The sequence below is a fragment of the Vibrio sp. KUL70 genome (assembly GCF_059725515.1).
The window spans coordinates 141,984-156,960 of sequence record NZ_AP045836.1; the positions used below are offsets into that span (position 1 = coordinate 141,984).

General features: G+C 43.9%; 14 protein-coding genes. 9 read left to right on the forward strand and 5 right to left on the reverse strand.

Going from position 1 to position 14,977, the window contains the following annotated elements; all coding sequences use genetic code 11:
- Positions 1-21 precede the first annotated feature (21 nt).
- From AC6I7V_RS20595 to AC6I7V_RS20610, 4 genes are all read left to right on the forward strand, one after another.
- Positions 22-2,016 (forward strand): right-handed parallel beta-helix repeat-containing protein, encoded by a 1,995-nt coding sequence (locus AC6I7V_RS20595; protein WP_498012605.1) that lies wholly within the window; start codon positions 22-24, stop codon positions 2,014-2,016.
- 204 nt (positions 2,017-2,220) lie between these two features.
- Entirely contained in the window at positions 2,221-3,402 is a 1,182-nt protein-coding gene (locus AC6I7V_RS20600; RefSeq protein ID WP_498012588.1) for an alginate lyase family protein, read from the forward strand.
- A gap of 15 nt (positions 3,403-3,417) precedes the next feature.
- Complete coding sequence (locus tag AC6I7V_RS20605; protein ID WP_498012589.1) at positions 3,418-4,092, forward strand: oligogalacturonate-specific porin KdgM family protein; 675 nt, start codon at positions 3,418-3,420, stop codon at positions 4,090-4,092.
- A gap of 72 nt (positions 4,093-4,164) precedes the next feature.
- Positions 4,165-5,736, forward strand: a complete 1,572-nt coding sequence (locus AC6I7V_RS20610) for a methyl-accepting chemotaxis protein (RefSeq protein WP_498012590.1) — start codon at positions 4,165-4,167, stop codon at positions 5,734-5,736.
- 28 nt (positions 5,737-5,764) lie between these two features.
- Here the strand turns inward: AC6I7V_RS20610 and AC6I7V_RS20615 are convergent, their stop codons facing one another.
- From AC6I7V_RS20615 to kdgR, 3 genes are all read right to left on the reverse strand, one after another.
- Positions 5,765-6,487: an exonuclease domain-containing protein gene (locus tag AC6I7V_RS20615; protein WP_498012591.1), complete on the reverse strand. Its 723-nt coding sequence runs from the start codon at positions 6,485-6,487 to the stop codon at positions 5,765-5,767.
- Between the two features lies 1 nt (position 6,488).
- The gene (locus AC6I7V_RS20620; protein WP_255232894.1) at positions 6,489-8,357 is read right to left on the reverse strand and encodes a DUF294 nucleotidyltransferase-like domain-containing protein; all 1,869 of its coding nucleotides are present in this window, start codon (positions 8,355-8,357) and stop codon (positions 6,489-6,491) included.
- Between the two features lie 85 nt (positions 8,358-8,442).
- The gene (kdgR, locus tag AC6I7V_RS20625) at positions 8,443-9,225 is read right to left on the reverse strand and encodes a DNA-binding transcriptional regulator KdgR (RefSeq protein WP_255232895.1); all 783 of its coding nucleotides are present in this window, start codon (positions 9,223-9,225) and stop codon (positions 8,443-8,445) included.
- 259 nt (positions 9,226-9,484) lie between these two features.
- Here kdgR and kduD point away from each other — a divergent pair, with 259 nt between their 5' ends.
- The 4 genes from kduD to AC6I7V_RS20645 all read left to right on the forward strand — a co-directional run bounded on the left by kduD (position 9,485) and on the right by AC6I7V_RS20645 (position 11,848).
- Complete coding sequence (gene kduD, locus AC6I7V_RS20630; RefSeq protein WP_255232896.1) at positions 9,485-10,246, forward strand: 2-dehydro-3-deoxy-D-gluconate 5-dehydrogenase KduD; 762 nt, start codon at positions 9,485-9,487, stop codon at positions 10,244-10,246.
- Between the two features lie 52 nt (positions 10,247-10,298).
- Positions 10,299-10,859 carry a YgjV family protein gene (locus AC6I7V_RS20635; RefSeq protein ID WP_498012592.1) on the forward strand — a complete coding sequence of 187 codons (561 nt, stop codon included), beginning with the start codon at positions 10,299-10,301 and terminating at the stop codon, positions 10,857-10,859.
- On the forward strand, positions 10,829-11,149 hold the full coding sequence (locus AC6I7V_RS20640) for a cupin domain-containing protein (RefSeq protein WP_255232898.1): 321 nt from the start codon (positions 10,829-10,831) through the stop codon (positions 11,147-11,149). Before AC6I7V_RS20635 ends, AC6I7V_RS20640 begins: the two co-directional genes overlap by 31 nt.
- 63 nt (positions 11,150-11,212) lie before the next feature.
- Positions 11,213-11,848, forward strand: a complete 636-nt coding sequence (locus AC6I7V_RS20645; protein WP_255232899.1) for an RpiB/LacA/LacB family sugar-phosphate isomerase — start codon at positions 11,213-11,215, stop codon at positions 11,846-11,848.
- A gap of 311 nt (positions 11,849-12,159) precedes the next feature.
- Here the strand turns inward: AC6I7V_RS20645 and AC6I7V_RS20650 are convergent, their stop codons facing one another.
- Together AC6I7V_RS20650 and kdgK are read right to left on the reverse strand one after the other, a co-directional pair.
- Positions 12,160-12,783, reverse strand: a complete 624-nt coding sequence (locus tag AC6I7V_RS20650) for a bifunctional 4-hydroxy-2-oxoglutarate aldolase/2-dehydro-3-deoxy-phosphogluconate aldolase (protein WP_255232900.1) — start codon at positions 12,781-12,783, stop codon at positions 12,160-12,162.
- 13 nt (positions 12,784-12,796) lie between these two features.
- On the reverse strand, positions 12,797-13,726 hold the full coding sequence (kdgK, locus tag AC6I7V_RS20655; protein WP_498012593.1) for a 2-dehydro-3-deoxygluconokinase: 930 nt from the start codon (positions 13,724-13,726) through the stop codon (positions 12,797-12,799).
- Positions 13,727-14,283: 557 nt separating this feature from the next.
- Between kdgK and ahpC the strand changes: the two genes are divergently transcribed.
- On the forward strand, positions 14,284-14,841 hold the full coding sequence (gene ahpC / locus AC6I7V_RS20660; RefSeq protein WP_004413034.1) for an alkyl hydroperoxide reductase subunit C: 558 nt from the start codon (positions 14,284-14,286) through the stop codon (positions 14,839-14,841).
- The last annotated feature ends 136 nt before the right edge of the window (positions 14,842-14,977 follow it).

Below are 14,977 nucleotides of genomic sequence, written 5' to 3' on the forward strand. Positions count from 1 at the left end.
AAGGGAGATCCAAACGTGAAAATGAACGTGAACACACTCGCCATACTTATACCACTTACTCTATATAGTGCCCCTGGTCTTTCTGCTCCAGGTTATAAACAAGGTGCAACGTTACCTACGACATTTCCAAACACTATTTATGCTGTTGATCATGGAATTATCGCAGATGACGGGATCGATGATTCTGCAGCACTGCAAGCCATCATTGATAATGAAGTTACTGCCTCGACGAGTAACAATACTTTGATTGTACTGCCAAAGGGCACTATCAACCTGAGCGATGAAATCCATATCGACAAGTCAGGGGTGGTAATCAAAGGGGCGGGCAGCGATCCCGATACGGGTACGCAAATTGTCGTCAAATCTTGGTCCCCTTACGGAGTGGATGCCAGCAATGCGCCTGATTTTGATAAGAAATATTGGCCTGGTTTTGGCGTATTCCGTGTCGAGACTCGAGAAAAACATGCCAAAGAGCCTGCTTACGAGGGGAGTGTTAACTTTCATTGGAAACATAGCATTGAGTTTGCACAGCCGGCGAAAATGGGTGATACAAAAATTGTCTTAGAATCAGGAAAAGCTGGCGAATTTAGTCAGGGTGATCTTATATATGTTGGCGCCGCTACTGACCGAGCGTTTTTGGATGAAGGACAAGTGCCGGAATCGAGAAGAAGTGCTAGTCACATTAAAACTGGCCACATGCGCACACAGATTTTTAAAGTAACGGAGGTAAATACCAGCAGTAATACAGTCACCCTTGATGGCGCGCTTGAATTTGATATTCCGCTAAACAATGAGGGTGGTTATAACAGCCGTGTTATGCCAGTGCGTGCAATAGAAAATTTTGGTTTGCAAGATTTCTTTCTAACTATGGACATAGAAGGTAGTCACTGTGAAGGGTACAACCGCAACCAATTCTCGGAGAGTAACCCTAATGGTGTCTTGTATCGTTATGAGAACGTATGCGCACAAGATGCGATTCACGGCATCATACTCAAGTGGGCGTATAACGGCTGGGTCGATAATGTCCGTATCGACATGATTGGCTCGCACCCTATTGTTAGTGAGTTTGCTAAAGCAGTCACCATTTCCAACAATACTATCGACGGTTCATGGAACAAGGGTGCTGGTGGTAATGGTTATGTACGTGGTTCAAAGTTATACAATAGCTGGATCCACAATAACGATATTCGAAACATTCGACACCTTGCTCTACAGTGGTCAGCAACAGGAAATATCGTTGAGAACAATACACTGAATGTTGATATGAACTTCCACGGTGGCTGGGAACGTAACAATTTGGTTCGTTCTAATCATATTGCAGTGCCGTTTGAGCATCGAAGTTGGTCAAATGGAGCGCCAGAATCTGGAGCAACGTGGCAACCTATTTGGGTCGGTTCTGGCGATCATGCAAGCAAGTGGTCAGGACCAACTGGACCAAATAACGTCCTAGTTAATAACACGCTGAAGAAAGCAAAGAACTCGGGTGACAGCATTACTCGATGGGGGCTGTTTGATGAACCGGATGTCGAGTACGCGCTCAACTGGGATGGTAGCCAATATAAACACCTGAATATCAACGGGGAGCCAATAGCGACTTGGAATCAAACATTGGCAGAGGGCGTTTATCAGCAGATCCCGCAGTCTGGTGTTACTGTTGCAGGCGGATCATGGCCACCAGAAGGTGTGGATCCGGAAGAGCCTGTTGATCCGGTCGATCCGCCGGTTTCTGAGGGGTGTGATTCGGTGACCCAATATAGTTGGAAGCAGCAAATGGAAATAGACCTTTCTCAAGCCAATTGTATAGCGATTGATAGAGATCTCTCTGGGAAAACGGTACAAGTTTGGGATAGTGATGCAAACAGCAGTTGTGACTTCAGAGGTACGTTATCCAGTGTGGATGGTACTGGCTCAATTAGCGTGACGTCAAACTATGTGAGCAGCAATGCTCTTACAGGTAAGCTGATTAAAATGACAGAACATAATAATTGTCAGTATGTTAAGTTTAGGTCCTATTGATCTTAAATGGGTATTAAATATAAAAAAGGAGCTCATCGAGAGCTCCTTTTTTATTTAATAACCCTCACTCATAAGATTTAAAAAGTTTGATAAAAATCACAATTACTAGAGTGCATATAACATCTATGTAATTAAATGATCTTGATCTTGTTTTTGAACCGTTGTTTCAATTAATATTGAATTTAATTTCATTAAGGAGTTTTTATGATTATCAAGAAAAGTATGATTGCTGTTTCTCTTGTTCTTTCTTGGGGGGCAATAGCTGGGAATATAGATTTCATCTCATACGATGAAGTCGCACTTGAATATAACAAGCAAAATGTAACGGTGAAGCAAGATTCAATTGACGAGTTAATCGCAAAGGCTGAAAAAGCACTGGATGCATCAATAGATCCAGTGACTAATAAAACGTTATTACCGGCGAGTGGCGACAAGCATGACTATTTCAGCTTCGGACCTTATTGGTGGCCGAACCCTGATACCAAAGATGGTCTACCTTATGTCCGCCGCGACGGTGAATATAATATGGCGACCAAAAGTGCAGCAACGGACAAACAGCGCTTTATCCGTTTTACCAAAGACGTGACAGACTTGAGCCTTGCTTATTACTTCACTGATAATCAAGCTTACGCTGACAAAGCGAAAGCTCAGCTTATCGCCTGGTTTGTCGACCCGAATACACGAATGAATCCAAACTTAAACCATGCACAAGCGATACCTGGAATTGTTGATGGGCGTGGTATCGGCATTATTGATAGCCGCTTGCTGATACCAGTTTTAGATAGTATCAATATTTTAAAACAACAGCTTACCCCACAAGATTATCAGGCTATGGTTGATTGGTTTAGTGATTTTAATCACTGGTTGCTAACCAGTAATCATGGTTTTGAAGAGGACAATTGGCATAACAATCATGGCACATGGTATGACGCACAAGTCGCTGCCTTTGCCATCTTTGTGGGTAACGAAGATATTGCTAAGCAGCGTCTGAGAATAACACAAATGCGCCGAATTGGTAGTCAGTTTGATATGAATGGTCGTCAGCATGGAGAGCTAGAACGCACGCGTCCTTGGCATTATTCAAACTTCAATCTTGAAGCCTACAATCACCTAGGGCACTTCGGAGATAAGCTCGGTGTTGATGTTTGGAATTATGAAATTGATAAACATTCTCTAGCGAAAGGTTATCAATATATTGCAAAGCATGCCAATCAACCTGATAAATGGCAATACAAAGAACTAAAAGGATTTGATGGTTCTAAAGCTTTCGTAAATTTACTTTATGCGCAAAAAGCATACGGTGAGCCGTTATTTACCGATGCGATCTCTGAATTAAGTAAAGAGAAGGTAAATAGCAAAAAAGTAGCTAATCTATTGTTTAAATAAAAAAGGATTTATACTGTGTCTAAGTTTTATAAAATAGCTTCAATTACGGTTTTGGCATTAGTTTCGAGTGCCTCTGTTTCTGCTGCATCTCTTGATTTCCGTCAAGAATACAAACACGAAAGTGAAACTTATGCGAGCCGCGTTAAACTTGGTGCGGGCGTAGGAAATATGTACTTTGGTGTTGAAGCAATGCAGCAAGGTAAGCCGTTTTCAGAATGGGAATCGAAAGGCAATGAATTTGACTTCGGCTATAAATATAAAATTGATGATAATTGGATGCTGATTCCAGGTATGCCAATTACCTTCTTCCCTGGTCACGTGACCTATAAACCTCAGCTTCGCGCTCAGTACTCTTTTGATTCAGGGGTTGTTACTAAGCTTCGCTACCGCCATGAGTTCCGTAACTTCTCTGATGATCGCTCTGCCGAGCAAAAGAGCAAAGTCACGGCCAACGTCGATTACAAATACAACGGTTTTCAGTTTGGTCTAGAGGCGAACTACGAGAAAGGTTTGGATGACCAAGTATTCTTTGATAACGGCGACACCAATTGGGATGCACTTTTCAAACTTGGCTACAAAGGCGAAGACTGGAGCTGGCGTCCATATGTGGAGTTCGCCAATGTTTCAGTTTCGAGCTCTTCAAGCGATCGTCAACTTCGAAGCCGTATCGGCATTACTTATAGCTTCTAGGCGTTTACTGTAATTGACTGTCCGTTTGGCCACACTAGGTTGTTAGTGTGGCCATTTTTATAGTGAGGGATTATGACACTAATAAAAAGAGGTGCACTGCTGTTAGTAACAGCCATGTTGGGTATCGCGCTGATTGTTTTTGTAAGCTTGGACTCAATCAAGACGTCATTGGTTGAGACTAAAAAGCATGAAGTTGCTTCGTTACTTTCATTTGCAAAGAAACAAGCATCAGATGCTATTTTACAAAGTCGTTCTCCGGAAGAAGCTGAGCAGCGTGTAATAACTGTGTTGTCTACCTATCGTCTGGGAAATGCTTACATTTGGGCGAATGATCACAATGCCATTGCTCGCGTGCATGTACGTAGCGAAAAACTGGGAACGTTTCAAAGCTCCTACGCTCGCCATGTAAATCTGCTTAAAGATAATGAGTTCAATTACGTAATCGGTGAAGTGAGTAAGCCTAACTCGTCGGAAAAGGTGACCAAGGTGAGTGCGATCACCATGATTCCCGAGCTTAAATGGGTTATGGGGCTTGGGATCTACATGGACGATGTTGACGAGAGTTATCAACAACTCGTGATGCGCCTTCTAATCTACAGTGGTGGGATTCTAGCGGTAATATTGCTGATTAGCAGTCTTATTGCGCGCAGTATTTTTCGCTCGGTGGGTGGAGAGCCAAGCGTTGTTGTTTCTTTGACGAAGCGTATTGCAAATGGGCAGTTAACTCACTCTGTGACGAAATCCGCTCCGCAGGGAAGTATTTTAGAATCCGTAGGCCAGATGCAAACGTCCCTCAAACAGTTTGTTGATAAAATCGCCTCGGTTTCATCAATGGTTAATCAGTCTACAGACAGTCTAGATCGAAATGTTGTTGCGACGACGCAAAGCCTAGGGCAAATACGCTCGATTTCGGATGATACGCTCAATTCTATGAAAGCGCTTGAACTGAGTATAGAGGAAATCAATACAGGCATTGATAAAGCACAATCGAATAGTTTGCAGTCTCAATCATTGTCTGAAGAAGGAGTAGAGGCTATTCAACTGATGGAGGGTTCTGTCGAGGACATTCGCACTAGCCTTGATAGTTCACTACAAAGCTTTGGCCTGTTGGCAGCAAAGTATGAACAGATAACCGGGGTTGTTGAGGTGATCCAAGGCATCGCTGAACAGACAAACTTGCTTGCCCTAAACGCTGCGATCGAAGCCGCGAGAGCTGGCGAACAGGGGCGTGGCTTTGCTGTCGTTGCTGATGAAGTTCGAAGTCTTGCCGCCAGAACGTCCGATGCAACGGTAGAAATATCTAACATGAGCGCGTATATCTTGTCGGAGTCTGAACATGTTTCCAATGAATTGAGATCGCTTCTCGAAAAAATCTCTCAAAGCGAAGAGAAATCGGAACAAGTAAGTGTGATTTTTAGTCAAGTTAAGCAAGGTGCGAGTGACGTTCAGAGCATTGTTTCTGACTTAAAACGGTCAACAAAGACTGAGCTGGCTATTTCTGAGCAGGTTTATCTTTCTATTGAGCAACTTCTCAAGATTCAAGAGGCAAACTTGAGTCGAATAGAACAGTTTTCTTTGAGCTCAAGTGAGCTTAAACAGCTATCGGAAGATCTACAATCCAATAGCCATGGCTTTGAAAAATAACAGCATGTGGCAGTTCAAACTGCCACACTTAACAAGGCTTATATATCACGTCGGTGAGTGGGCGATGGCAGAGTTTAAGTCTTTTTACTTGTGCCAAAAAGAGCTCAGCGCAACCGAGTGCATCACTGGCTGCTGAATGAGCTTGATAATCGGGAAGGTTGTAGTGTTGGCGCAGATCATCAAGTTGGAAGCTGGCATGGCCGCGATTCTTACCCAAGTAGCTAAATCGCTTCTCAAGCAATAGAGTGTCTATCATATAGCACGGCAGTTTTTGCAGTTGGTAGTGCCTTTTTAGATACGACGATAAAAAGCTATATTCAATGCATGCACTATGAGCGATGATAACTTTACCTGCAAGATGTTCGATCAAGCTATCGAGCGCAAGCTCAGCCTCAACTCCTTGTTCTTGAACTTGCATTGGCATAATTTCATGAACGACCGCGCTTTCCGGTCGGATAGTGACATCTTGGCGCAAAATCACTTCGCTGACACTGGTTAGTTCTATCTCTTCGTAGCTCAACTCCACCGTTCCAATAGACAGGATTCTATCTGAGTCTGGTTCCAGCCCCGTTGTTTCAAAATCGAGGGCGACGAACTGTTGCTCGGAAACTGGGCGCTCTGCATTGGGAAGCGGGTGGGCAAAGTAGTGCTCTAGTGCACGAGATGGCCAACGCTTGGCCCTCATGGACTGGTGCAAATCTTCGATGTTGTCGCCATTAGAAAATAGCTTATGTAACGTTTTGGTCAGCATGTTAGAACCCACTCATGAACTTGAGTTTAGCGACGTCTTGCAGTTCGCTAATGATCTTGAAGGCTTCTTTAAGGTGTTTGCGTTCAAAACTGCTGAACTCGTCCGGACGTATATTGTTGTCAGGAGAATCACCACGAAGCTGCGCGTTGAGTTGGTGTCTAAATCGCACCTGCATAAGAAAACGGTAAGCGCCAATAATGTTATCGCAGCTGTCTTGAGATAAGGTACCTTGCTCGACGGCATATCGAAAACGCTCTTCCGTGCCTGTTAAAGAGCCTCCAGCTGATAAACTGTATATGCGAGCGAGGTCGATAATTAGGTTCAAAGCAAACTTTTTGATATTGAGTGATTTGGTATTGTCTCCGCTTTTCTCAAGAACCAGACTGTTGAAAATGCCAAGTGGGGGGGACGTTTCGATGGCATCGCGTGTCAGTGCTGGGATAAAGCGAGGATTTGCATGAATGGTTTCGTGCAGGTGGTTTTGAAGCGTATCGACAAGCTCGGCGTTTCCGTAGACGCAGCGTATCTCCATAAAGACACTGATACTAAGCAGTTTGTTGTACTCAGGACTCGCCACCCATTTCGTGTAGTAGTCCTTCCAGCGACCGACATTCTGATTCCATTTGGCTGTCGCGGCCATGTATTTACCGCTGCATAAAGGGTAGCCCACGGCCGCTAATCCATTACAAACGCGCATCGCAAAGTAGGCGAAGTAGAATCGGTCATCCTCAGTGGCATCTTCCGCGAGAACCAGAGCATTGTCTTGATCCGATAGCATGTGCACTTCGTTCCGCGCATGTGAACCAGCTACCATCCATGCATAGTCACAAGGCGGCGGACCGAGCACCTCTTCGGTTAGTTGAATTATTCGTCTATTGAACGCATCCATGATCATCGACATCACTTGGCCATGAATCTCGGCACTCACGCCACTCTCGACTAAGGCCTGGAAAATGGTTTCCTTTTCGTCTCGAAGATTCGCGAGATCACTTATCGAGTTCGCATACTTGATCTTTTCAATTAAAAATAACGACTGCGTTCGATGATTGTGAACTAGGTGAGTGGTGGTCAATAAGCCCTTTACTTCGTGCTTGGCAATGACTGGTAGGCAGCGAATGTTGTATTGCAGCATCAGTGAAATCGCTTGAATTACCTTATCTTCGCTGTTAATCAAGATGGGATTGCGCGTCATGACTTCATGAATAGGGCGCTGGGTGTCTACCCCTCGAGCGACGACGTGTTGTGTCATATCTCGATCGGTAACCAAGCCGACGATTTCTCGCCCTTTTAGTACGACGGCACACGAACTGCGCCGTTTGCCACACATGGCTTTAGCGACGTCCATGATGGATTCGCAATAGTCAGAAACAGTGATGTTTTCGCTGGCAACTTCGCCAACCGTTCGAAAGAACAGGCTTTTCTCTTCTTTATTGACGATCGAACGTATTGCAGAGTTCAATCTCGTTTTTGCGGTTGCGGCAAAGTAATCTTTGAACTCGGGATGCAGTTCGCATGTTTCTTGGATATTTGCGTGGGGGATTAAGTAAAGTAGTGAGTCTTCAATAGCTTCTGCTCGATAGCCATCTTCTGCTTCTTTGAGTGGTTCCAGAAAAGTAAACCCAAATTGATCCTCTTCTCCAAGACGAGCCCTTAGTTTATTAATTTGGGTTCGCTGTTCGATTGCACCTTTTCGGATTACATATAGATACCTTTTTTGGCACATCGAGTGAAATTCAATACATTCTCCCTTAGCGAGATATTTGACCGTTACGGAGCTTGCCAGTGATTTGACTACCTGTCTTGGAAGAAGGTCGAAGGGATCAAGGTGAATCAAAAAGTCGAAAATATTATTTGAAGCTGAAGTGCCCATATAAATCCTTGTTTGAAACGGCGTTTCATTAAATTATTGAGTGGTAAAAAAAGCAGCACGAATGCTGCTTTTTTCTTTATTACTTTTAGACAGGGTAATTGTGGTAGCCCAGGTGCTCCGATACATTGCGACCAGCTGTGTGGAGAAGAGCGATGTACTCGCGCTTGCGGCTCTCTTCAAATCGAATAGTAGGAAACGAAACGGAGATGGCTGCAATAGGATCACCAAAACGATCGTAAATTGGTACGGCGATACAACGCAAACCTGGTTCTTGCTCTTCATTGTCTTCACCAAAGTGCTGCTCACGAACAAGGTCTAACTCTTCAAGTAGTTGGTCTACATTCTCATGCGTGCGCTGTGTGTGCTTTTTAAATTCAACATTAGCCAAAAGATCTCGAACGTCTTGGTCTTCCATATGAGACATCAATACCTTACCAATTGCTGTGCTGTAGAGCGGGTTTCGACGCCCAATGCGTGAGTGCATACGTAGATGGTAACTGGAGTCTATCTTGTGCAGATAGATGATAGAGTCTTCGTCAATGGAGCCTAAGTGAACAGTTTCATTGATGATCTTTGAGATTTTCGCCATTTCAGCATTGGCGAGATCAACCAGATCGACATGCTCTAGAGCTTTTGAGCCCAGCTCAAACAGTTTTAGAGTTAGGGAGTATTTATCGGCTTCCCCTTCTTGCTCAACAAACCCGAGTGTCTTCATGGTTTGCAAAAAACGATAAGTCGTCGCCTTTGACATCATCAAGCGTTGAGAAAGTTCTGATACACCAATCTCTTTTTGGTCAGCTAGCGCTGAGAGAATGTTGAACACTTTTAATACTGACGATACAGCTTCCGGTTGAGTTGATTTTTCCATTTCACGCTCTGAGTCATTGTTGATAACGCCAAATTATACCTGACATACTTGGACGAGTCAGTAGTTTCGAAAAGCCATTTCATTTATTTAAAACCAATATTTGAGATATCAATCACATTTGAGATGGCGAACCCAAAAAAATAAAACGCAATTTCAAAAATAACTTTAAGTGGTGTCATTTTTTGTGTAATGTTGGTTTTAACAGAGTGAGCAGCGCCTTTTATTTGTTCACCACACATTCACTACAAAGGAACAGACTATGATTCTTGATTCATTTAGCCTTGAAGGAAAGGTAGCAGTGGTAACTGGTTGCGATACTGGTCTAGGTCAAGGTATGGCATTAGGTCTTGCAGCGGCAGGTTGTAAAGTTGTTGGTGTCAACTACGTTGAACCAACTGAAACCATCGAAAAAATGAATGCTGCAGGCTACACGTTCCTAGATGTTCGCGCTAACCTACTCAAACAAGACGATATCCCTCATATCATCGACAGCACTGTGACTGAATTCGGTAAAGTGGATATCCTAGTAAACAACGCAGGTATCATTCGTCGTGAAGATGCGATCGATTTCTCAGAGCAAAACTGGGATGACGTGATGAACATCAATTCGAAAACCGTTTACTTCATGTCTCAAGCAGTAGCACGTCAGTTTATTGCTCAAGGCACTGGCGGTAAGATCATCAACATCGCTTCTATGCTTTCTTTCCAAGGCGGCATCCGTGTACCTTCTTACACTGCATCTAAGAGTGCGGTTATGGGCATCACTCGTGCAATGGCAAACGAGTGGGCTCGTCATAACATCAATGTCAACGCAATTGCACCTGGCTACATGGCAACCAACAACACTGCGGCACTGCGTGCAGATGAAGATCGTAACGCAGCTATCCTAGAGCGTATTCCTGCTGACCGCTGGGGTACTCCAGAAGATGTTGCTGGCCCATGTGTATTCCTAGCGTCTGACGCTGCGTCTTACATCAATGGTTACACTGTTGCTGTAGATGGTGGCTGGTTGGCGCGCTAATTTGGAATCTAGCGTTTAACCTTGGTTGGGCGCTGACAAAAGAGTAAATGGTGTGGAAAAAACTACAATTGCACAAATCCTCGGATTCTTGAGTTTCTTTTTAGGTGTGTGCACCTTTTATCAAAAAGACGATAAGAAGCTGAAGATTTTGATGTTGGTTTTTCATCTAAACCATCTACTGCATTTTTTCTTGCTAGGTTCTTTAGTGTCGGTAGTCAGTTCAGGGCTTTCAGCACTTCGAACTGCTACCGCGATTTATATTTCATCGAAAAGAGTCGCAGCAATATTCATCGTCATCAGTATAGCCAGTGGCTTCTATATTATGGAATCGCCACAGGACATCTGGCCAATATTGGGCACTGTCATCGGGACGTTCTCGGTGTTTGTTCTAAAAGGCGTTGCGATGAGAATCGGTTTTTTGGTCGGGGCGTTATGCTGGCTGACCAATAATTTCATCATAGGATCGATTGGTGGAACGCTGCTGGAGATGACGCTAATAAGCGTTAACTTAATGACCACAGCAAAATTGCTCAGAGAGCAAAAGAAAGTGAAGCTCGTCGATAACGAAGAGAAAGAAGACCCATGTTTGTATACAACAAAGACATCAAACTAGAAGACTTAGGCGACGGTATCTCACGTAAAGTGCTTGCGCACAGTGACAACATGATGGCCGTTGAAGTGCACTTTGAAAAAGGTGCCATTGGTTCTATGCACAACCACCCACATGAGCAGTTGACTTACGTACTGTCTGGTAAGTTCGAATTCACTATCGGCGATGAGAAGAAAATTGTTGAAGCGGGCGACACCATGTACAAAGAGCCAAATATTGAGCACGGCTGTGTGTGTCTAGAAGCAGGAGTGTTAATCGATAACTTCACGCCAATGCGCAAAGATTTTGTATAAGTTTTAAAAAAGATTTCGTATAAGTTTTAAAATTAGTTACGCGGTTCGCCGCAGGAGAATTCAATGAAAATTGCACTAACTATGGAAAACAGCCAAGCACCTAAAAACGCTATGGTTGCTGCTGAGCTAAACACGGTTGCTGGTGGTCTAGGTCACGAAGTATTCAATGTAGGTATGACTGACGAAAACGATCATCACCTAACGTACATCCACCTAGGTATCCAAGCGAGCATCTTACTGAACTCTAAGGCAGTGGATTTCATCGTAACTGGTTGTGGTACAGGTCAAGGCGCACTAATGGCAAGCAACCTACACCCAGGTGTCGTTTGTGGTTACTGCCTAGAGCCATCTGATGCGTTCCTATTCAACCAAATCAACAACGGTAACGCGATTGCTCTAGCGTTCGCAAAAGGTTTTGGTTGGGCTGGTGAACTGAACGTTCGTTACATCTTCGAAAAAGCGTTCACTGGCGCTCGTGGCGAAGGTTACCCAATCGAGCGTGCTGCACCTCAGCAAGCAAACGCTGCCATCCTAAACAACGTGAAAGCAGCAGTATGTAAAGACGTTGTTGATTCACTAAAAGCGATTGATCAAGACTTAGTTAAGCAAGCTGTTGGCAGCGCCCAGTTCCAAGAGTGTTTCTTTGCTAACTGTCAAGTTACTGAGATTGCAGAGTACGTTCGCAGTCTGATTGACTAATTTAATTTGCTGTGGCTTCAGAATTTGTTAAACCCTAACCTTTGAGGTCACTGCTTAATTAAACGTAACACTACTTATTGACTGTTTTATTCTTTATTTTGCTATCCATATCGGGATTTTCCAGCCAGTGTTGTCACTGGCATTTTTTTATTTTTAGTCAAAGGCTTATGCTCATTATTTTACAGTAAAAAAATAGCAGCTTGAGTAGATGTTTCTGGCTCCTTAATAACCCAATTAATGTTGATCCTCTAAAACGCATTCAGCCCCACGGCAAAAGCTGTTGGGGCTGACTTTTTTAATCGAAGATCGAATTAGTTAACGTGAGCAACCGCGTCTTTAACCAGTTGGCCAAGCTCATCCCAGCGACCTTCGTCGATAAGGTTGGTTGGAACCATCCAAGTACCGCCACAAGCCAATACCGATTTGATAGATAGGTAGTCATCAACATTCTTAAGGCTTACACCACCTGTTGGCATGAACTTTACTGGGTAAACAGCGGTTAGTGCCTTTAGCATGCCTACACCACCAGATGGTTCTGCAGGGAAGAACTTCAATGTACGCAGACCCATTTCCATAGCTTGCTCAACAAGGCTTGGGTTGTTAACACCCGGTACGATTGGAACGTTTTTGTCGATACAGTATTGAACTGTGCGTGGGTTGAACCCAGGGCTAACGATAAAATCAACACCAGCTTCAATCGCTTGATCGACTTGATCGTTAGTAAGAACGGTACCTGCACCAATTAGCATCTCTGGGTAAGCTTGACGCATTGCTGCAATCGCGTCAGCTGCACACTCGGTACGGAACGTGATTTCTGCGCAAGGCATGCCGTTGTCTACGAGTGCTTTACCTAGAGGAATAGCATCTTCAACTTTGTTAATGGCAATTACAGGAATTACTTTAAGGCTTGCTAGTTGTTCATTTAGAGTAGTCATTTATGTTGTCCTATTAATCAAGAGTTGGCGTTGCAGTATCTGGAATGATTGCACCGCGATATTGAATTACGGTACCCGCAACTTTGTGGCCCATTGCGGCAGAGCTAAATGCGTCTCCACCTGTTAGGCGCTTGGCTAGATAGCCGGCGCTGAATGAGTCACCTGCGGCTGTGGTATCAATTACAGTGTTAACCGGTTTAGGAGCGATGTATTCAGCACGACCCTCACTAAGAACCAGACACTCTTTCGCACCACGTTTAATTGCTATTTCAGAGACGCCTGCTTGCTGAGTACGTCCAATGCACTCTTCTAGGCATACGTCACCAAACAGGTCTTGATCATCTTCGAAGGTGAGCAATGCAGTATCCGTGAAACCTAGCATTTTGAGGTACGTGTCTTGAGCGGTTTTTCGGCTTTCCCACAGTTTCGGACGATAATTGTTGTCAAAGAAGATGCTGCCACCTTTTGCTTTGAACTTCGTTAAGAAGCTAAATAAGACGTTACGTCCTGCATTAGTCAGAATAGCTAAGGTGATACCACTTAGGTAAACCGCATCGTAATCCATCAATGAATCGACGAGGAGAGCACTCTCAGGCTGATCGAATACGAATTTAGCCGCGGCATCATTGCGCCAATAAAAGAAGGATCGCTCACCGATTTCGTCGGTCTCTATGTGATAAAGACCGGGCATTTTGTCACTTAGACGTAGTACCTTGTCGGTATTAATGCCCTCTTTAGACCAGGTTTGTAACATTTCGGAAGAGAAAGGATCATTGCCCAGAGCAGTAATATAGCTCACTGAAATGTCGTAATTTTTCGTCAGTCTAGAAAGGTAGAGCGCCGTGTTCAACGTGTCACCGCCGAAACTTTGCTTTAGTAAGTCTTTCTTGCGTTGTAGCTCCACCATGCATTCACCGATGATCGCTATTCTGTATTGGCTCATAGTCAAATTTCCAGTTTGAGAGTGACCAGTTTTGTCATGTTCACTATGTTCAATTTCTTTGTTAATTGTCCGTCTTTAATTTTAAATGGACAGCTAAGTCATTAAATTTAAAATGACGTTTTAATAAAATCAAACATTACCAATGCGACTTGAATTTAAGGTAGTAATATTTCTACTTTTGAGTACTAAATGTGATTTAGGTCGATTTTCAGTGTTGGGCCCACTAACTTCTGTATGAAAGACGAAACTCATTGTTATTGTTGTCGGTAACTTGCTTGGGAGGGTTGTCACTGATAGGTCGAGTGTGAAACGAATAGTGGTGGATGGTGGATGGTGGATGGTGGATGGTGGAAGCGATTGCTTTAATGACACTGTTTACACGATAGACCTTTTTTATTGACACTCACTGTGCTGTTTCTGTTCAGGTTTCCTTTGATAGGTTTTACCTACTGAATTGATAGAAAACTCCAAATTTACCCTTCTGATGATTCAATGCAATATAAACCCAACAGCGCAAGAGAGCGCGAACATAACCGAATTATTGAGAGAGTAAAATCATGATCAACACAGAAATCAAACCATTCAACGCAACGGCATTCAAAAACGGCGAGTTCGTAGAAATCACAGAGCAAGACGTGAAAGGTAAATGGGCAGTATTCTTCTTCTACCCAGCAGATTTTACTTTCGTATGCCCTACTGAACTTGTAGACCTACAAGAGAAATACGCAGAACTTCAGTCTCGCGGCGTGGAAGTTTACTCAGTATCAACTGACACACACTTCTCTCACAAAGCGTGGCACGACACTTCTGACAAGATCGGTACTATCGAGTACTTCATGGTAGGCGACCAAACTGGCACTATCACAAACAACTTCAACGTAATGCGTGAAGGTCAAGGCCTAGCAGACCGTGCTACATTCCTAATCGACCCACAAGGTGTTATCCAAGCAATGGAAATCACTGCTGAAGGCATCGGTCGTGACGCTGAAGACCTACTACGCAAAGTTAAAGCGGCTCAGTACGTTGCAAACAACCCAGGTGAAGTTTGCCCAGCGAAGTGGAAAGAAGGCGAAGAGACACTAGCACCATCTCTAGACCTAGTAGGTAAGATCTAAGCATCTGCAAACCCGTTCTACAGGCGTACCTTAGCCTGCCTCCTAAAGGGCTTAGGTACGCCACCCTAAATCCTAACGCCGTGTCATGATACTGAGCTAGCCTGTTTGGTTATGGAAAGTAGATTACATGGTGGGG

Bases quoted from the DNA above. Each gene is read 5' to 3' on its own strand.
- AC6I7V_RS20645 (WP_255232899.1), top strand. From the start codon at position 11,213: ATGAAAATTGCACTAACTATGGAAAACAGCCAAGCACCTAAAAACGCT.
- AC6I7V_RS20600 (WP_498012588.1), top strand. From the start codon at position 2,221: ATGATTATCAAGAAAAGTATGATTGCTGTTTCTCTTGTTCTTTCTTGG.
- AC6I7V_RS20620 (WP_255232894.1), bottom strand. From the start codon at position 8,357: ATGGGCACTTCAGCTTCAAATAATATTTTCGACTTTTTGATTCACCTT.
- AC6I7V_RS20650 (WP_255232900.1), bottom strand. From the start codon at position 12,783: ATGACTACTCTAAATGAACAACTAGCAAGCCTTAAAGTAATTCCTGTA.
- kduD (WP_255232896.1), top strand. From the start codon at position 9,485: ATGATTCTTGATTCATTTAGCCTTGAAGGAAAGGTAGCAGTGGTAACT.
- ahpC (WP_004413034.1), top strand. From the start codon at position 14,284: ATGATCAACACAGAAATCAAACCATTCAACGCAACGGCATTCAAAAAC.
- AC6I7V_RS20640 (WP_255232898.1), top strand. From the start codon at position 10,829: ATGTTTGTATACAACAAAGACATCAAACTAGAAGACTTAGGCGACGGT.
- AC6I7V_RS20610 (WP_498012590.1), top strand. From the start codon at position 4,165: ATGACACTAATAAAAAGAGGTGCACTGCTGTTAGTAACAGCCATGTTG.
- AC6I7V_RS20615 (WP_498012591.1), bottom strand. From the start codon at position 6,487: ATGCTGACCAAAACGTTACATAAGCTATTTTCTAATGGCGACAACATC.
- AC6I7V_RS20595 (WP_498012605.1), top strand. From the start codon at position 22: ATGAACGTGAACACACTCGCCATACTTATACCACTTACTCTATATAGT.
- kdgK (WP_498012593.1), bottom strand. From the start codon at position 13,726: ATGAGCCAATACAGAATAGCGATCATCGGTGAATGCATGGTGGAGCTA.
- kdgR (WP_255232895.1), bottom strand. From the start codon at position 9,225: ATGGAAAAATCAACTCAACCGGAAGCTGTATCGTCAGTATTAAAAGTG.